This window comes from Sphingomonas sp. PP-F2F-A104-K0414, assembly GCF_004340945.1.
Lineage (GTDB): Bacteria > Pseudomonadota > Alphaproteobacteria > Sphingomonadales > Sphingomonadaceae > Sphingomonas.
Genome location: NZ_SLYD01000009.1, coordinates 44163 through 60781, shown reverse-complemented (window position 1 = coordinate 60781; position 16619 = coordinate 44163). Strand labels below are relative to the sequence as shown.

The following is a 16619-nucleotide window of genomic DNA, read 5'->3' as shown; positions in this document are numbered from 1 at the left end:
TCAGCGGATTTCGACCGTCAGATGGGCGAGTTCGTGAACGGGACGTAAGCGCTGACGAATCATCTGCTGGTCGATCCCCGGACCTGAAGCCACACTCACGATGCAGGCATGGGCTTCAGGTCCAACGCGCCAGACGTGAAGATCGGTAATCTGTGGGCCGTCCGAACCAGCTAGCAGATCTTGCACCTCATCGGCGACATGTTCGTCGGTCACGTCCAAGAGTACGGCTGCGGTGTCACGCATCAGCGTCCATGACCACCGCGCTATAACGATGGCTCCGACAAGGCCCATTACCGGATCAAGCCAAATCCAGCCGAGGTAGCGGCCCGCTAGCAGCGCACAGATAGCCAGCACGGAGGTAAGGGCATCAGCCAATACGTGGATATAGGCCGAGCGGAGATTGTTGTCCTGGCTCTTCACGCTAGGTCCGTGGTCGTGCCCATGGTGGTCGTGATACCCATGGCCGTGGGAATGCCCTTGGCCGTGCGTGTGGCTGCCGGAGAGCAGAAAAGCGCTGACGATGTTCACTCCAAGCCCGACGAATGCGATCCAGGTCGCTTCGACGAAGGCAACGCGAATTGGCTGATACAGTCGCAGGACGGACTCAATGCCGATGCCAAGAGCGACGAGGCCAAGCACTAGCGCGGAGGCGAAGCCGGCGAGATCTCCGACCTTGCCGGTGCCGAAGCTGAAACGACGGTCGGCCGCGTGGCGCTTTGCGTAAGAGTAGGCGGCCGCCGCAACGCTGAGCGCGCCCGCATGGGTGGCCATATGGAACCCGTCGGCGAGCAGCGCCATCGAACCGGTCACATAGCCTGCGATTATTTCGCCGAGCATCATCACGGCAGTCAGGGCTACGACCCACAGCGTTCGCCGGGCGTTTTCGTCATGCGCAGCACCAAGGAAGACGTGGTCGTGCGGCAAGGCATCGAATTCGAGATTGGTAGCCATGGTGATCCTACTTCACGTACCGACGGATAACCGTCATCAGCTCTTCGGCGCCGGTTGATCGCTCCGCATCCGACAGGCCGGGCTTTGCGACATGCTCGTGGAGATGATCGACTACGATCTCGTCGAGGAGGCCGTTTACCGCCCCGCGCACTGCCGCCACGAGGTGGAGAATGTCCGCACACCCAGCATCTCGTTCGAGCCCGCGTTCGACGGCTGCGACCTGCCCGGCAATGCGTTTTACACGGGCGAGGAGGTCGCTCTTCTTTTCAATCATATGCACCATAGGGTAGGCCCCTATCCTATCGTGCATAGGAATTCCAGTCAGCGCTACGGACCGTTAGCTTCAACCGAAGTCGGCTGAGAAATGTCGTCCCCCCAAGCATGCCCAGCATTCCTATTTTCTCGGATCTTTTGTGGGGCGGTGCCTCGTAACGCTGCCCAACTGAAGAGTGAGGAAGCGCACTCCTGAGCGAACAGATGGTATTCGCTAGCCACGTCGGGCGAAGCCATTCCAGTAGGCGACGAGCAGGCACCGTACCTTGTCGAAGAAGCATCTACCTGAAACGCTGTCGTCCGCAGATTGCCTCTGAACCAACCATGCTGGCCCCTCGAGACGCGAAGGTGTCCACGAGGAGCTACGGCAAAATATGTCGCCATGCACCTTTGCCGGATTGCGGAACCCGATCTTCCGGGGGTAGACCGTTGGCGTTCGTCAGCAGGCGAACCGAGGCGTGGAAACCTCGCTATTAGTAGCCGTACGCCCGGCCCGAACCAGTTTCGGCCGGGAGGCGGACGCGTATGTCCAGGGCCTTCGTGCCTAAAGGCGTCCGCGCTCGTCTAATAGCGAGTTTCCAACTTCCGGCTCACGGGCCGGCACCGCCTCGTCACAACGGGCGGTGCCGCCGGCTGGATATGCCGAACGGTGCTCCCTTTAACGGGAAGCGCACATGGGGTTGCTTGAAGATCGCGACGGCGAACAGTCTGCCGTCCTCATTGACGGCAGGTTCGGATTTCGCGGCCTTGTCCGAAAGGCTCGCGACACCCCGCAATATGGCGTTCGCTTGAACGCCTATGTCGTCGACAAGCGATGACCCGCGACATGGAAATCGTAGATAGAGGTGGGACCTCCCACCTAGTTCCTGCGCTACGCAACTGGCTCGTTCCTGCCCGTCGTATCGGTAGCGCGACTTATCAAGGCGAGTGCGTGATCGCGTGCGCGAGGCATGTCTCCTACCAGCAGCAATCGACCACCTTCGGCTCGTCCTCCGGAGTCTTCGGTCTGACCGGGAACGGAAATGGCTTCGTCACCGGCGGCGGTGGTTTCGTCGATACCGTGCACCGCGGCGTGGTCAGCGTCGTCCTGGAAGATGACGGCGGTCGCCACGTCACGGAAGAGTTGCCTTCGGCGGTCGCGATCATGAACGGTGGCGTCATTCGCCTCGATCGCATCAACGGACGCTTGATCGCGGTTACGAACATGACAGGCCGTCAGGATGCGCACGTACTTCTGGGACCGTCGGCCTTCATCGGCAGCCTGACCCTGACCAAGCGCCATGGCGTCTTGATGCTCGCGGCATTGATGATGGCAGGTCAGGCTTTCTCGCCACACCCCTTCGCGGGAATCGCGATGACTGGGGCCTTGGCGGCGCTTCCCATACTTCGTCTGCGGAAGATGCACGCGTTGAACCGTGATCGGCGGAAATTCAAAAACTACATGTTGGAGGTGATGTCGTGATGTTTCTCGCGCTGATGCTGCAGGCAGCCCCCCCGATAATCGATTGGCAGCCCTTCCATATGCAGCGCACTCCCGACGGTGGTCTCTTCGACCGAACGTCGGCGAAGCGGAATGGTGATGTCGTCAATGCCTGGGTGCGTTTGGTCAACATGGAGATGAAGGGGGTAAATGAGCGGCGGCAGCAGGCTGATGCCCATATGGAAGTCGATTGCCGCAGGTCGATGATGAGGGCGATAGCGTTCAGGGTCGTAGGGCCGGATGGGACGGTCCTGAAGGCGGTTCCCGCAACGCGGACGCAGGGACGATGGCAGCCCGCCCGGGTCGGAATGCGCGGTTACGACATACGTGTGGGTCTTTGCGAGCGCGTCCGTTGACCGTCGAGTATCGCCCATTCGGTTTTCGCGTCCGCGAGGTGGCAGTATGTTTCGGTTGAACGCGGCACGCCATCATTCGCGCGTGATCTCGGCCCGGAGGACGACGGCGGTTTCGGGAGACATGCAGTCGCAATCGGGAACGTTCCCATGACGTGGTTGATCTTGTTTGCAACGGTTCAGGCGACGGTTTCGCCTACACCCGCTTCCCAGACGCTCGATCACGGCCAAGCTCACTACGACGAGTCAGCCGCGCGTCTGGCCGCGGGGATGCGCGGCAAGTTTCGTGAACGGCAAGGCGGACCTTTGCCATCGCGCCGGTTTGACAGCGATCGCGATCGCCGATCGTGGCGAGAGGTCACGGATGCCGATCTTCGCGAGAGATCGAGTTATCCGGCACCGCTCGACTATCGCCATCACAGGTCCGTTCGCGTCGATCTCGATCACGACGGCAGGCCTGACGTCGTCGAGATGGTCGAACGCGCTCGGCAGTTTGCTCTCCGCATTTCCTACGGCGACGGGCGGTCACGCTTGACGGCCCGTCATGACGGTCGATGGACGGATCAGGGCGTCTTCGCCGCCGGTCTAGATGCCGTCTTGGTCAACTTCCCGGAAAGCGCGGCGTACTTCCTGTTTCAGCGGGGAAGCGCGCTGCGCGTGGAATATTTGGGCGACTGAGAGAAGCGGCGTGTCGGTCCGAGGAGGGCAGGGTCGATCCGGCGAGGCCGCCGGGCAGCTGTTCGAGTGTCCGAGCGGGCTTAATATGGCGGACACATGCCCCGTACGCGAGCGCGCCGATCCCAAACACGAAGTATGCTGATTTTCCAGCCGCGTGCCCCGAACAATCTCTTTTTTCTATGCCTGTGTCGCGGATATAGTCGAGGTGGCCAGCCACTGAATGGAGGTCTGATTGAGCGACCTTTCGGAACGTCGTGACGCGCTTTGGCGTATGTACGCCGAGCACTGCACCCATGCGAGGCATCACGAGGCGCAGAGATCGGCTGTCGCCGCTTCCCTGATCGCAATCGCGGGGGCCCTCCTGGGCGTGTCGACCTTTGACAAGGCGCTCACTCCAGGCGACCTGCCGCTTCTAGCGATGATAATCGCGCTCGGCATCTTCGGTGTATTGTTCTCCGGGAAGCAGTACGAGCGGGCATCGATGCACATGCAGCGTGCGCGCGCGTTTAGGAACGCGATCGATGCGGAACTTCCCGGGTCACCATTGAAACGGATCGCGGACGAGGCGGACGTCCTTCACACGAGCGAGTTTCGGGTGCTGGCTCGGTTGCGTATTCACAAGTTCTGGATGGCGCTTCATATCTTCGTAGCCCTCGTAGGCCTGTCGCTTGCTGTACTCGCTGTCGTCTCACCCATGCGGGAGGCTGCGTCGACCCGTGCGGGTGCGGATCAGTTGCCCACCACAGGCCACGATGACGGCGCTAACAGGCGATCAGGTTCTTTAGCCGCCCGCGGCGTATGAAGAGCGGTATCCACGGTTTGCCCTCGTGCATGCCGGGCTGCCAGAGAGCCGTGACGGTGGACGCAGGCACGTTGTGGTTCGTCACGGTGATCCCCCCGTGGTTCCCGTAGCCAAAACGTCTATGGTCGCATGCCGATTGCGACTCAGCCGTATTCAGCTCGCTGCGGACGCAGTCGAACTTGCTTTGGGCCACGAGGTCGGCTCCGACTGTTTCGAGGAACACCCTCAGGTCGTTTGGCCAGGTCAATCTGGCACCGAGGATCTCGCCGCAGAAGAAGCCTTGGTAACCCGACGCACCCAGCTCGTCGGCTGCGGCCTTCAGACGCTTCGATGCCGCATCGGCGCCAACCGCGACCGCTATGCCGAAGCTGCGCGTCCTGAGTTCTTCCCATTCTTCGGGCGTCAGGCCGGGGAACAAGGTGTCCTCGCCCTGGAGGTCCACTGGCCATGTCGAAAGCTCGGCACCGGAAAATTTGTGGAGCTGCGCCGCCGACTGCGTACCCGAGACAGCGTTGTCGTCGATCAGGAGTATAGGTCTGTCCGGAAACGCGAGTGAATCTTTGATGGTCGTCGCGACGTTTAGGCCCGTCGGCAATTCGGCCGTCAGCATCGCGACCACGGGTCCACCGCTGCTGGACGAGAGTGGGACCAAGACCGCCTGTGCGAAGCCCTCGCCTACGGCAGCGGCGATCGCGATCTTCAGAAGCCTTACGCTCTCCACCTGATCGAGCACCGTGCCCTGCAGGAGCACATCGAACAGCCCGTCCCGAAGACCGGGCGGAAACTGGTCTGCAAACGCCGCCACCGTGCTAGGCCGGATTCGCCAACCGCCCTGACCGTCAAAGGATCTGTAGAGGTCCGCGACTCGCCGAACCTCCGAACGCTCGATGGACTCCCTGGGGGCCAGCATCGGTAGGCTGTCGTAATATCCGCCCGCCGATGCGGCGGAAGCCAGTTTCCGTGCGTCCTCTATAGAGAGGTTTGACCGCATGGCCGATCCTTTGAAATCGAGCAGGACCTGAGTACGGAACTGTATGTTCGTCCCCTCGTCGGCCGATTTGCCAAAGGGCAGGGTCTGGGCTCTGGAGAGCGACTCCCGGTATATCACGGTTCTCGCCGCTTGAAACACGATCTGGCGCCAAGCTGGATCGCACAGAACGTAGCCCACCGCCGTAAAAACGTCGTAGGCGTCCTGCTCCTCCGTGGCCGGAGCTGCCGAACGACGCACTATCTCGCCGTTCTGAAGGATCAGAGCGTCCGGCCGGGTGCTGTCCGCCGCTGCGATCCCCGTCACGACGATCCGTCCGAGGGGCTCGCTTGGCACGTGTTCCGAGGCATTAGTGCCGAGGGCTTTAACAAGTAGCTCCGCCTCGTCCCGGATGGCTTCCTCAAGGTAGGTCGTTCTGAGTTCCTCAATGCGTTCCCGCGTGAGCCTTTCTATAAACGGATCGCCGACCTCTTTCCTCAACGCGTTCTGGCGCTCGTGCGTCTCCAACTTGAACTGCTGCTGGAAAGGCATTCCCAGCGATGTCAGCGATCCCGAGAACGCGCATGCCTTCTTCGGCATTCGCCTGAGCTTCAGATCCTTGCCGACGTCAGCGACGGCGGGATCGTCGTGGCGGGAGAGCCGGGTGAGAAGCTCGGCATCATCCATCCCCCAGATGCCCAGCGCGTCGACGAGAGCGGAATCGCGGTGTTGTGTGCTCTTAGCGTTGAGCACAAGGGCCTTCGCCAGCATCGCTTCCGCGGCTCGCGTCAGGGGATGGAGGTAGACGCGCTGGTAGAGGGCGCTGCGTGCTTGGGCGATTTCTCCGAGGGTATCGGCCCCCGAGGCATTGACGACGTAGAGCGAGGCCATTTCGCCGCCATCGTAAGTGTTGTCGTACGACGACCGCTTCGCACTGACGAGACCGCCACCGAGGAAGATGCGGCTGAGGTCGACTCCAACCGAGACGCCACATGCGGCGGCGTCGCGGTTGATGTAGTCGATCTTGTTCGCATCCATTGCGCCTGCCGAGATGACATCCTGAATGTTCGGAGAGGCCGCTACCGTCGGCGTTCCCGCTACAAGGCTCGCGATGCGGTTCAGTGAGTCTGCGTCCTGCGAAAGCTTAGGCTCGAGCGTACGGTAGAAATGTTCGAACCGCTGCGACAAAATTACGATGACTGATAGCCCGACGGACAGCGGTACATTTTTCTTAAGCGCCACTTCGAGCTGCGTCAGGCGGTCCTGGAGCGGCATTCCTCCGAGACTGAACAGTGCCGGCTGCGACGTCAGCGCGGCCTCCGTCGCGCGTGAGAACGGCATTTGGCCCACGCCATGCAGCAGCGAGGCGTAGAGCACCTCGCGTTTGTCGAGTGGTCGGAGCGACGAGAAAAGCGTGGCCTTGGAGGCGAATGCATCGTTGTCGTCCGTCCTGTCCCGATCGATGCCGGCGAGGAGGTTGGCCACGACGTGGGCCATGCCCAGGCTATGGGAGAACCGGGTATGCTCGGCTGACGGGTAGATGAGATAGGAGAAGCCGAGCTGCCTGATGCCGCGGAGCCTCTGCACGATCGGTGAGTCGACCAGACGCATCTCGTGCGAGCTGAGGTCGAGCATCCCCCAGATGTTGTCCTTGATCGCCTTGCGCTTGCCTGAGCCCGAGCGGAACGCGATGTCGTCCTCGGTGAATCCTATGGCGTCGAATGCTTCATTGAGCGCTGTCGACAGGCCAGCGTCCGCTTGCAGTTGCTTTCGGAGCGACGCCAGACGTGGAACGACGGTTCCGTCGCTCATTCCGCCCTGTCTGCTCTCGCGATGAATTCCGCTGCGACACTGTTCAGAAACTCACGATATGCCGGGTCCAGGTGGTCGAGTTCGCTCCGGGCCCGCTCCTCGTCGATCCCGAACGTTAGGAGCTCGCGTCCAGGGCTTCCCGTGCTGGTGGTCGCGGGCTGAGCAGCTCGAAGCGCATGCTCCCAATTCTCGACGCCGCCGGTAGAAGACAATCTGAGGCGGTTGCCGGTTTCGATCCAAGGCCGAACCGTTCCGATCGCGTTGCCCTGCTCGAGAATCCGGGACACTTCCTCGTCGAGCATTTCGACCACCCGCCTCAACCCGCGACCGACGTGAGGGTCCCTGGGAGGAAGCGATCGATAACCCTCGCTCACGAGTTTCGCGATGAAGTCCCTGACGAAGCTGCCTGAGGCTATGCCTGCGGTGCGCGTGCTGCTCGCGTCTGCCATGTGGTGCTTCTCCTCGTCCGCGTCGATGCATGTAGTAGCTTACGTGCCCGTTTGTGAATACCTCTTGGTCGGTGGTGTTCCCTTTTTGCCCCAATGGGGGCATAAGAAGAACACTCGAGATCAAGGAGCGTTGATGAACGACCTGGACACGAAGCCATCGGCCATCTCCGCCGAGATATCGGAAGAGCACGAGGCGTTCACCCGCCAGAGGATCATTCGCGAAGCCGGCCTCTTTGTCGATGATCCCGAAAGTATACCCGGGCGGCACCACCCGATACCTGCGGGCATAGAGCCCGTGCGTCTTCTCAAGGATTACGACACCTCCCGAACGACGGGTCGCAAGGTTCGATGCTCGGCATGTGCGCACCAACAGCCCCACAACCGAGGGTTCGTCGCCGAGATGCCGGACGGGCGTCCTGCGCTCATCGGAATCAACTGCGGCGAGAAGCACTTCGGCGACGGCGCATGGCAGCGCATGAACGCCGATCTGCGGCGTGAGCAGGACGACGTCTATTATGCGGCCCGCGTTCACCCCGCGCTCCAGCAGATACAGACGTCATACGAACGAGCGGTAGGTCTGAAGGGAGCGATCCGATCATTCGAGGGCCAGTGGAAGCAAATGCGGCAAAATGTGCCGGAGCTCTTCAAGAAGCTGGACGTGGCATGTCGGCGAAACGAGGGAGCCCTGGTGCGTCACGTGACGCGCATGGTTCCAAGTATTGGGCGCGACGGTAGGCTGACGCACAGGGAGCAGGTCGAGAACGTTTCCTTCGGCGCGGTCCCCGACCCCGGGGCGTTCATCGCCCGCTCGGCCTTGCACGATCTCGACGCTGCGATCGGCACCTTGCGCACGGCGAAACTGAAGCTGGAAAGCAGCGCGGACACGCGGCCGAGGCGCGACGCGTTCGCGGCGCTCGCCCGAGGGAAAAGGCTCGTCGAGGACGTCGCCGCCCAGATGCGTGGGTATGTGCTTAATTCGTCGGGCGAATGGTGGGCCTCCGCGGTCAGGTTCTGCTTGGCAGAGGGCACGATGACCCGACTGAACCTCACTCATCGCACCCTTCGAGGATCGAATGACGGCTGGACCGCCTTCGACGTCACCATCCCACGCCTGTCGCCCTCCGATCTTGCCAATGTAGACGCGCTACTCGGCGAATGGCCGGGCGGCGCATGAAGCTTCGGTGAGCGTCGCCGATCGACGATCTGCGGTGGGGCTCTCATTGAGGGTTGTCACGTCTCCAAGATGCCGCAGTCGGAACGCAAACGTCCTTGGGATCGCAGCGGTTGGCCGCCGCGATGCGATGCCGATCGAGATCAAGGACCAACGGCATCTGACAGTCCCGGACTCGCCGATCGGGCGGGACGCCGCGCGCCGCGCCCCAGAAGAGCATGCGGAGGTTCGCGGTGCACGGACGATTATGGTGTTCAGCGGCTTCGCCGGGAGGCGATAGCCGAGGCCCGTGGCGAGTACCGGCACGCCTACGGCGATAGAAGATCAAGCTGTGCGAGGCTCGCCACGGCATCGGCGAAGGTGTCGTCGGTATAGTCGATGATCGTGCGCATCGGGCGGTCTGCATGTGTGAACGCTAGCTTCGCGACGTGCCTCAGGGGGACCTTTCCCATGACCCCGATCAGTCCGGCCTCCCTCACGTCGAAACCGTCGAGCATCTGGGGCGTCATGACAAAGACCGTGCCTGCATCGGCATGCCGGAGGTTCTGGGGGCCGCGTCTGTGCCTGCTGGAGATCGGGATGGGCGTTCTGCGCCGGTCGCCCGATCCGACGAAGTGCAAGACCTCATCCAGGATATTGACCAACCTTTCCACCGCTTCGACCTCGGGGATGACAATCAGCGCCGGAACGTCGAAGGCGAAGTCATTCAACTCCTTGACGAAGTCGTAGGCGACCTCGTTCATGGCGGACGTCGTGTCGTCGACATCGCCGCGTTTCGAGGCTGCGGCGTTGTTCAGAACGCCGCGCTTTGCCGTGACCTTCGCTGGCTGCAGCACGCCGCTGCGCATGGCGTCCTCGAATGAACACGTCACTGCCGGAGTGGAGAAGATGTCGCGCATCTTCTCGTCGGTGAGACGGCCGTCGGCATCGACTTTGTCGTAGAAGGGCCTTGTGAAGGCCAGCATTGATGGTGCTTCGTCTTGGTAGGCAAGGGCGGCGATGTCGGACCTGCGTCGTTGCGGAACGGATGTGAGTACGACATGACTGAACCCGAGATTCAGCACATGTGGATCGGAACGCTTGGCCATGTCCTGCAGATGCCGATGGAGGTTGCCGAACGTCTCGACCCTGAATTCGCCGTTCCTCGGGGGTGAGCCACTGTCGAATGCTCTCTCGCCCGATCTGACTTGAAAGCCCGCATCCTGCAGTCGATCGGCGAGCTGTTCGCGCTCGGCGATCGCCTCGGTCAGTATCAGGGCACTTCCTAGGTCCGACGTCTCCCATAGGTTGCGCAGCACCGCGGCCAATATGGCGGTCCGACCGACTCCGTCCGGCAACATGGCCAGTGCACGACCTGGATCGGAGAGGTGGAGGCTGTGCGTAAGTCTGGCGACGATTTCCGTCTGGAGTTTGGAAAGGACCGTTTTCGCGGTCCCTAGTTCGTGCGTGCTCGGTGTATAGCCTTCGGGCCATGCGACGTCGTTGATCCTCGCCCTCCAGAATCGTGTCCCGTCGATCAGGGCGCCGACGAAGGAGGCGCCGGAAAGGTCGGCGGCCGAGAAGTCGAAGCCTGTGAGATCGGATCCTGCGAAGTCGACACCGCTCATGTCCGAGCGTCTGAAGTCGACCGCAGGCTTCAAACCCGCGATCGCGGCGAGTTCGGAGAACGGCGCTCCGTCCGCGTTCAGAAGCTGGTGAAGCGTTTCAGTGATCTTGGACTCGGACATGACGCCGGTATCGGTCTGTCGCTTCACGGGCTCGTTATCTCCACGATCGAGAGCAACAAGTGGTCGGAGACCTCTTGGAACGACGCCTTTTCGAGGAAGCGAGCCATGACCTTTTGAGTCGCATGATTGGCGACCTTGGGGGGCGAGAAGCTGCAATCGATGTCGCTGCGGGCCGCGGTCAGTTCGATTTTCGCGTGCGCCGGAAGGCCCGGACGCGTCTTAATCTTGCAGAGGGCCGCCTGACCCAAGGCGTAGCCCTTCAGCAATCCGCCCGGGGGACCGACGAACTCCCACACGTCCCCGGCGTTGTAGGTAGGATCGGATGGCCTCGTTCCAACGTTGCCAAAAATCTCTGCTTGGACCTCGCCGTGATCGGACGTGACATGGCAGAGTGCGCGCTTCAGTCCCACGACGACGTTGAGGCCGTTCACGTCGTATTCCATGGTGCCGAAGTGAAGGGATGGGATGACGTCGAAGTGCTCGACGACGCTACCTTGCGGCAGCAATTCGTCCGCCCGCATATCAGCGCAGCGTCGCCGATGGTTGACCACCTTCACCGGGAGCCGGAGACGCTCCGAACTCGCGCTGCTTCCGACCGGATGGAGCACCCCCGCGCTTGCCGCGTCTGGCGGCTGGGAGCTCTCCGCCCACAGCGCGAATGATCGCGGCATGAAGCGTTTGGCCACGTCCCGACCTGCAGGATCGGAAAGCAGTTCTCGCTCGATCCGTTCATGATCGTACTGCACGTATTGGAATGGATCATCGAGCGCCTGGAGTGTCCTGCTCAAACCGCTGGTTGGAACATGGGAGTAGAAGGCGAGGAAGCCCTTACACCTGTGCGTCTCAAGCCGATCCCTGATGTTGGCTTCGTCCTTCGGGCTAACTGCACGGCCGGAATGGATGGTGTGCTTGCAGCTGACGAGCCACCTTACCGTGGTGGACCCAAACCCACCCTTGCGGTCTTCGAGAACGATGAGGTCCCGCCCGCCGTCTGCGCCGCGATCGGGTTGCTCCGCGATCTTGAACCCCTTCGCCTCGAGCAGCTCACGCGCGAACAACTCGAAGGTGTCGCGTCTGGAGCCCATGTCGGCACGAGGTATTTCAGTAAAGTCTAGGCATCCCATGAAGGCTTTCTTGCACGTCGGGATTGTGCCGTCACGTGATCCGCGAACTTCAGGCGATCTCAACGAAAATATCCACCCTCGGATCGCGCCGCTTGGCTGCATTCGTGAAGGGGGATCCCGCCGATATTAGGTCGCGGTGGCGAGCCGTCACGGAATGCCCGTCCAGGCATTTTCGACCTTTATCCTCAGCCTCAGCCAACCACGAACGGTTATCGCGCCTAGGCTGACGGGGGCGTACGCAGCGCTGCGGGTCGGCGCGCCGAGGGCTACGTAGATGGTTTGAGTTGCAGAACTGGGGTGCGGCGCGGCGGCGAATCCGGACGCGGCCCGCGGAAGGGTGGCAAGGACGTTCGTCGGCCTGAACGGCGGAATTTCAGTGGGCTGCGACCGCGCCGGCCCGGAAGCTCTCCGGGATGTCCGTAGAGGACTGCTCGCTCGCTTTGGTTCCGACATGCGCCATGCTGCAGCTCCGGACGGCACTGGCTCAAACCTCGTGATACCGTAAGAGCATTTGTGCAGCCCCAACTTTTTCAACGTCTCCCTGCATCATGCCTCTCAGCAGATCGAGCAGTTCTCGCGGCTCCAGCAGCGCGGATGCGTTCCCGCACTCCTTCTCGACCGCCTCTCGAATGGCGCGGACGAGCTTGGACTGGCTGCGGCCCTTGACTTCGTCTAGCGCCAGCTGCTGCGCGAGGCTGTGCACAAACGACCGCCAGCCGGCCACGTCGTTCCGGAACCGCGGCACCTCGACCAGTTCGAAACCGGTCACGTATCGCCGCCGGAACTCGGAGTCGGCGGCAAGATCGAGATCACGCGCGATCTTTCTGTCGAACGTGTCGCGGTAGTGCGCTCGATCTAGCTCGTCCGAGCCGCGGAGATGGTCGGGCGCCTGATCACCCAGGAGTTTCCAAAGCTCCGCGACCTTGTTGACGAACGTGCGACGCGCTGCCTTCCGAAGTTTCTTCGATGCCAGTTCCTGCAAGTGCTGGAGAGCCTCGGTGCGACGCTCGTGTCCCTTTCGAAGAAACTCGCTTCGGCGGGCCTGGTAGCATTCGCGCGAGCACCACTCCCCAAGCTGCGTCGGGGTGAACAGCTTCCGGCGCCAGTTTCCCTGCTCCGTTCCCGCGGCGTGATCGCGATGTTCCGCGGAGCCGTCGTCTATGTAGCGATGGCGGATGCTGCGCGTGGGCCTAACATCGAAGCCTACGCTGGAGGCCGCCCGTGACTGCTCGCCGGCCGGCAGGGGCTTCACCAAGGGGATCGGAACGAAGAGGAAGGAGGGATCGGCCTTGTATTCGGAGAGAAGGTGGCCCCGCTGAATCCAGAGGTCGAAGTCGCTGACCTGCGACACGGTGCGTCCGACAGTGATGGCAGGCAGTCGCAGCGTCATTCCCTTGGCGATGACGCCATGGCGCTCGCCAGGTACGTCGACCGGTACCTTCGCTTTGGTAGCATCGATCACGCTCTCGCACCATTGGATCGTGGCTGCGTGGGCGGATGCCGTCAGGTCGCAAACCGCAAGCAGTTCCGCGTTAACGTTGCCGTCGAAGCCCTGCCGCGTCGCGTTTGCGGACCCGAAGACCAGCGAGGCAGCCTTGCGTCCACCGTCAGTGCGCCAGCGGATGTAGAACAGCTTCAGATGTACCAGTCCCCTTGCCGACCCAAGCCGTACCAGAGGCGGGCGCTTGTGGCCCCCCTCCTGCAACGCCGAGGTGACAGTCTCGAGGTCCTCCCGTCTGCAGCCATCGTCGATGACGACGTGTATGGATTTAGGACGCAGTTGTCGGGCAACGTGCCGGAAGAAGGACGCTTCGACGTAAGGCGAGATGATCAGCACGGCCTCCGCGACCCGGCCCGTTCTTGCACTCAGAAGGTCGAAGCTGTCCGAAGTGTTCAATTCGCTTCTCTCACAAGTGCGCCTGCATGCCGCCGCCTCGTTGCAGCAGCTTATTCCGGGTGGACGGCAGGTCAATCGCGCCTTTGTTCGAACGGGCGTCCATCATGGACGCCTCCTTGACGCACAGCCGGGAATACGACCGCTCCCGCAAGGAGCCGTAGACAAGCAAGATGCGCGGGGCCGGATCTCCCACACCCAACCCGACGTCTGAACGGTCCAGTGCGAAACGTTGAGCAAGGGCGGGCAGGTGTTCGGGATCGGTGAGGGTGCGCGGGGGGCATGAGGCGGTCCTTGGTCCCAAAAGGATGATACAGGTGCGGAGAGGACAGGGGCGCGCACCTCCGACATCTCAGCGTTCAGGGCGCGCGTGCTCGATCGCCCACAGCCATGCGAGGATGCGCAGATGTAGATGCCGCCGTAGGCGGCTAGGCCTGCTTCTGGCGAACCCAGCTATCGCGTTCAGCGAAGATCGCCTGCATCTCCGCCATGTTCTCGGTCCCCCAAACGCATAAGGGCTCAAGCGCCTGTGCGAGGCTCCGGCCAAGCTGCGTCAGCGTGTAATCGACGCGTGGCGGCACCTCCTTATAGTCGTTCCTGCGCAAAACGCCGTCTGCTTCCAGCTCCTTCAGATGCTGGATCAGCACCTTGTCGCTGACGTCTCGCACGGCGCGCTTGAGCTCGCCGTAGCGCGTTGGTCCGCGCAACAGGAAATACAGAATGAGCGGCTTCCATTTGCCGGAAATGATCTTGAGGGTCGCGTCGAGGCCACAGGTGAAGGCAGGGGCAACGGGAGCAGCATCGGTAATTGGCGGTCGGGACTCATCGAACATATTTGATACTTACCAAAAGGTGCATACTTGCTGATAGGTAGGTCCGGCGCCAGCTGCATGCAACCAAAACTGGAGGCATGTATGAACCGACTAGAAGGCAAGACCGCGATCATCACCGGCGGCGGCACGGGCATCGGCCTGGCGTCGGCCAAGCGCTTCATCGAGGAAGGGGCGTTCGTCTACATCTTCGGCCGGAGACAGGAGAAACTGGACGCGGCATTGGCCACCCTCGGCGCGAATGCGAGGGCGGTGGCAGGATCGGTCACCGATGCCGACGATCTCGACCGGCTGTTCGATACGGTGAAGCATGAGCGCGGCACGCTCGATATCCTGTTTGCCAACGCCGGGACCGGCGCCCTCGTGCCGCTCACCGAGATCACGTCCGATCATTACGACGAGACCTTCGACATCAATGTGAAGGGCACGATCTTCACGGTGCAGAAGGGCTTGAAGCTGATGGGCCAGGGCGGTTCGATCATCCTCACCGGCTCGACCACCGGCGTGATGGGAACGCCGGCGTTCAGCATCTACAGCGCTTCGAAGGCTGCTGTGCGTAACTTCGCGCGCAGCTGGGCACAGGATCTGCGTGGTACCGGTATTCGCGTCAATGTCTTGTCACCTGGACCGACGCTCACGGAACTGGCAGCGGAGGTCGTCGGTCGGGATGCGATGATCGAGATGGGCTCGACCACGCCGATCGGACATGTCGGCGACCCATCCGAAGTCGCGGCAGCAGCGGCGTTTCTCGCATCGTCGGACAGCAGCTTCATGACGGGCAGCGAGCTGTTCACCGATGGAGGCTTGGCTCAAATTTGAGGCACGAAGCCAGCGGACGAAGAGTCCGCTGGCTTCGAACACGGGATTGTCGAATTCACGCGGTTGGACCCGAGATGTACTCTCCGCCGTCAAACCTGCCAGAACCCGGGCGTGCGATGTTCGCCCCGGTTCGGACTAGCGGGTCTCCGAATTTACGCTGGCTGACCGTTCCCGCCGGTGGAACCGAAGATTTGACCCGTCGAGTAGCTGAGGGCCGGATCGGCCGCGGCAACGTAGAGCGCCGCGATCTCGGCAGGTTGGCCGGCTCGCGCCATCGGCGAGTCGCCGCCGAAGCTGCGTAGCTTTTCGGGCGTCGCTCCGCCGCTGACCTGCAGCGGAGTCCAGAACGGGCCAGGCGCAACAGCGTTGACGCGTATACCGCGGCTGGCGAGTTGCTTGGCCATGCTCTTGGTGAAGTTCAGCACCGCGGCACGGGTCAGCGCATAGTCGACGATGTCGGGCGATGGATTGCCTGCCTGTTCGGAGGACGTGTTTACGATCACCGCGCCCGCACTCATCCTTTCGAGTGCCGCCTTCGTCAGCCAGAACGGCGCGTAGACGTTGGTCTTCATCGTATCGTCGAAGTCCTGGTTCGAGATATCGGCGATACCGGGACGCGTCTGCTGACGGGCCGCATTGTTGATCAGGATATCGAGCCCGCCGAGCTGTTCGCTGGCTTGCTGCACCAGTCGGCGGCAAAAGCGCTCGTCGCGCAGATCCCCTGGAATTGCGACCGCCTTGCGTCCCTCGGCCCGGATCAACGCAACGACTTCGCGGGCGTCGGGTTCTTCGGCCGGCAAATAGTTGATCGCGACGTCCGCTCCCTCGCGCGCATACGCAATCGCCGCAGCGCGACCGATGCCGCTGTCTCCACCGGTTATCAGCGCCTTCTTGCCCGCCAGCTTGCCTGAGCCCTTGTAGCTCTTCTCGCCGTGATCCGGGCGCGGTGTCATCTTCGACGCAAGACCGGGCCAAGGTTGGCGCTGCACAGGGTAGGGGGGCTTGGGATACGCTGCAGCTGCCGGTGTCGTCGCGGCGTTACTGCCACCGCTTTGCGTTGCGGCGTTTGCAGCTGTCGCGGCGATAGCACCAGCGGTAATGGCCGCCCCCGTCACGAAGGTGCGTCGTGTTGTATCGGTCATCGTCATGGCTCCCGGAATGATCACAGCCCCAAGCGCTAAGCAGTTGCTTCTGTTCCAAATTCGCTGGTGATGCTGCCCTGTTACTTCCAAGGCGCCTGCGTTTGCAAAGGGGGCTTCGTTTCAAGCCGGATCGGCGTCCGCGAGCGA

The 16619-nt window shown here is 62.1% G+C and carries 15 protein-coding genes and 1 pseudogene; 5 read left to right on the top strand and 11 right to left on the bottom strand.

Features of this window, described 5'->3' with window-relative positions; genetic code table 11:
* Complete coding sequence (dmeF, locus tag C8J46_RS18240) at positions 1-951, bottom strand: CDF family Co(II)/Ni(II) efflux transporter DmeF (RefSeq protein ID WP_132742121.1); 951 nt, start codon at positions 949-951, stop codon at positions 1-3.
* A gap of 7 nt (positions 952-958) precedes the next feature.
* Positions 959-1234 (bottom strand): metal/formaldehyde-sensitive transcriptional repressor, encoded by a 276-nt coding sequence (locus C8J46_RS18235; protein ID WP_132742119.1) that lies wholly within the window; start codon positions 1232-1234, stop codon positions 959-961.
* Positions 1235-2038: 804 nt separating this feature from the next.
* Between C8J46_RS18235 and C8J46_RS18230 the strand changes: the two genes are divergently transcribed.
* A complete protein-coding gene (locus C8J46_RS18230; protein WP_132742117.1) occupies positions 2039-2686 on the top strand; it encodes a hypothetical protein in 648 nt (215 codons plus the stop codon).
* Here C8J46_RS18230 and C8J46_RS18225 read toward each other — a convergent pair.
* Positions 2662-2883 carry a hypothetical protein gene (locus tag C8J46_RS18225; protein WP_132742115.1) on the bottom strand — a complete coding sequence of 74 codons (222 nt, stop codon included), beginning with the start codon at positions 2881-2883 and terminating at the stop codon, positions 2662-2664. The two genes, C8J46_RS18230 and C8J46_RS18225, sit on opposite strands and share 25 nt — an antisense overlap.
* A 324-nt stretch (positions 2884-3207) precedes the next feature.
* On the opposite strand from C8J46_RS18225, the gene C8J46_RS18220 reads away from it, so the two are divergent.
* Both C8J46_RS18220 and C8J46_RS18215 read left to right on the top strand, forming a co-directional pair.
* Complete coding sequence (locus C8J46_RS18220; protein WP_132742113.1) at positions 3208-3735, top strand: hypothetical protein; 528 nt, start codon at positions 3208-3210, stop codon at positions 3733-3735.
* A gap of 232 nt (positions 3736-3967) precedes the next feature.
* Positions 3968-4537: a hypothetical protein gene (locus tag C8J46_RS18215; RefSeq protein ID WP_132742111.1), complete on the top strand. Its 570-nt coding sequence runs from the start codon at positions 3968-3970 to the stop codon at positions 4535-4537.
* On the opposite strand, the gene C8J46_RS18210 is transcribed toward C8J46_RS18215, so the two are convergent.
* Positions 4497-7316 (bottom strand): hypothetical protein, encoded by a 2820-nt coding sequence (locus C8J46_RS18210; RefSeq protein ID WP_132742109.1) that lies wholly within the window; start codon positions 7314-7316, stop codon positions 4497-4499. The genes C8J46_RS18215 and C8J46_RS18210 overlap by 41 nt on opposite strands.
* Entirely contained in the window at positions 7313-7765 is a 453-nt protein-coding gene (locus C8J46_RS18205; protein WP_132742107.1) for a hypothetical protein, read from the bottom strand. Before C8J46_RS18205 ends, C8J46_RS18210 begins: the two co-directional genes overlap by 4 nt.
* A 133-nt stretch (positions 7766-7898) precedes the next feature.
* On the opposite strand from C8J46_RS18205, the gene C8J46_RS18200 reads away from it, so the two are divergent.
* The gene (locus C8J46_RS18200) at positions 7899-8939 is read left to right on the top strand and encodes a hypothetical protein (RefSeq protein ID WP_132742105.1); all 1041 of its coding nucleotides are present in this window, start codon (positions 7899-7901) and stop codon (positions 8937-8939) included.
* Between the two features lie 305 nt (positions 8940-9244).
* Here C8J46_RS18200 and C8J46_RS18195 read toward each other — a convergent pair whose 3' ends face one another.
* From C8J46_RS18195 to C8J46_RS18175, 5 genes and pseudogenes are all read right to left on the bottom strand, one after another.
* Positions 9245-10690, bottom strand: coding sequence for a pentapeptide repeat-containing protein (locus C8J46_RS18195; protein ID WP_132742104.1), 1446 nt, complete (start codon positions 10688-10690; stop codon positions 9245-9247).
* On the bottom strand, positions 10687-11748 hold the full coding sequence (locus tag C8J46_RS18190) for a restriction endonuclease (RefSeq protein WP_165886638.1): 1062 nt from the start codon (positions 11746-11748) through the stop codon (positions 10687-10689). Before C8J46_RS18190 ends, C8J46_RS18195 begins: the two co-directional genes overlap by 4 nt.
* 523 nt (positions 11749-12271) lie before the next feature.
* Positions 12272-13684, bottom strand: coding sequence for a hypothetical protein (locus C8J46_RS18185; RefSeq protein WP_132742100.1), 1413 nt, complete (start codon positions 13682-13684; stop codon positions 12272-12274).
* Positions 13685-13790: 106 nt separating this feature from the next.
* Positions 13791-13985, bottom strand: a pseudogene (locus C8J46_RS21315) (hypothetical protein); the annotation flags it as partial.
* A gap of 124 nt (positions 13986-14109) precedes the next feature.
* A complete protein-coding gene (locus C8J46_RS18175; protein ID WP_132742098.1) occupies positions 14110-14514 on the bottom strand; it encodes a helix-turn-helix domain-containing protein in 405 nt (134 codons plus the stop codon).
* 81 nt (positions 14515-14595) lie between these two features.
* Between C8J46_RS18175 and C8J46_RS18170 the strand changes: the two genes are divergently transcribed.
* The gene (locus C8J46_RS18170) at positions 14596-15330 is read left to right on the top strand and encodes an SDR family oxidoreductase (RefSeq protein WP_132742096.1); all 735 of its coding nucleotides are present in this window, start codon (positions 14596-14598) and stop codon (positions 15328-15330) included.
* A 152-nt stretch (positions 15331-15482) separates the two neighbouring features.
* On the opposite strand, the gene C8J46_RS18165 is transcribed toward C8J46_RS18170, so the two are convergent.
* On the bottom strand, positions 15483-16472 hold the full coding sequence (locus C8J46_RS18165; protein ID WP_207894224.1) for an SDR family oxidoreductase: 990 nt from the start codon (positions 16470-16472) through the stop codon (positions 15483-15485).
* Positions 16473-16619 lie beyond the last annotated feature (147 nt).

Excerpts from the sequence above, each read along its gene's own strand:
- C8J46_RS18175 (WP_132742098.1), bottom strand. The coding sequence starts at position 14,514 with ATGTTCGATGAGTCCCGACCGCCAATTACCGATGCTGCTCCCGTTGCC.
- C8J46_RS18170 (WP_132742096.1), top strand. The coding sequence starts at position 14,596 with ATGAACCGACTAGAAGGCAAGACCGCGATCATCACCGGCGGCGGCACG.
- C8J46_RS18230 (WP_132742117.1), top strand. The coding sequence starts at position 2,039 with ATGACCCGCGACATGGAAATCGTAGATAGAGGTGGGACCTCCCACCTA.
- C8J46_RS18210 (WP_132742109.1), bottom strand. The coding sequence starts at position 7,316 with ATGAGCGACGGAACCGTCGTTCCACGTCTGGCGTCGCTCCGAAAGCAA.
- C8J46_RS18235 (WP_132742119.1), bottom strand. The coding sequence starts at position 1,234 with ATGGTGCATATGATTGAAAAGAAGAGCGACCTCCTCGCCCGTGTAAAA.
- C8J46_RS18190 (WP_165886638.1), bottom strand. The coding sequence starts at position 11,748 with ATGGGCTCCAGACGCGACACCTTCGAGTTGTTCGCGCGTGAGCTGCTC.
- C8J46_RS18165 (WP_207894224.1), bottom strand. The coding sequence starts at position 16,472 with ATGACCGATACAACACGACGCACCTTCGTGACGGGGGCGGCCATTACC.
- C8J46_RS18200 (WP_132742105.1), top strand. The coding sequence starts at position 7,899 with ATGAACGACCTGGACACGAAGCCATCGGCCATCTCCGCCGAGATATCG.
- C8J46_RS18225 (WP_132742115.1), bottom strand. The coding sequence starts at position 2,883 with ATGGGCATCAGCCTGCTGCCGCCGCTCATTTACCCCCTTCATCTCCAT.
- dmeF (WP_132742121.1), bottom strand. The coding sequence starts at position 951 with ATGGCTACCAATCTCGAATTCGATGCCTTGCCGCACGACCACGTCTTC.
- C8J46_RS18205 (WP_132742107.1), bottom strand. The coding sequence starts at position 7,765 with ATGGCAGACGCGAGCAGCACGCGCACCGCAGGCATAGCCTCAGGCAGC.
- C8J46_RS18220 (WP_132742113.1), top strand. The coding sequence starts at position 3,208 with ATGACGTGGTTGATCTTGTTTGCAACGGTTCAGGCGACGGTTTCGCCT.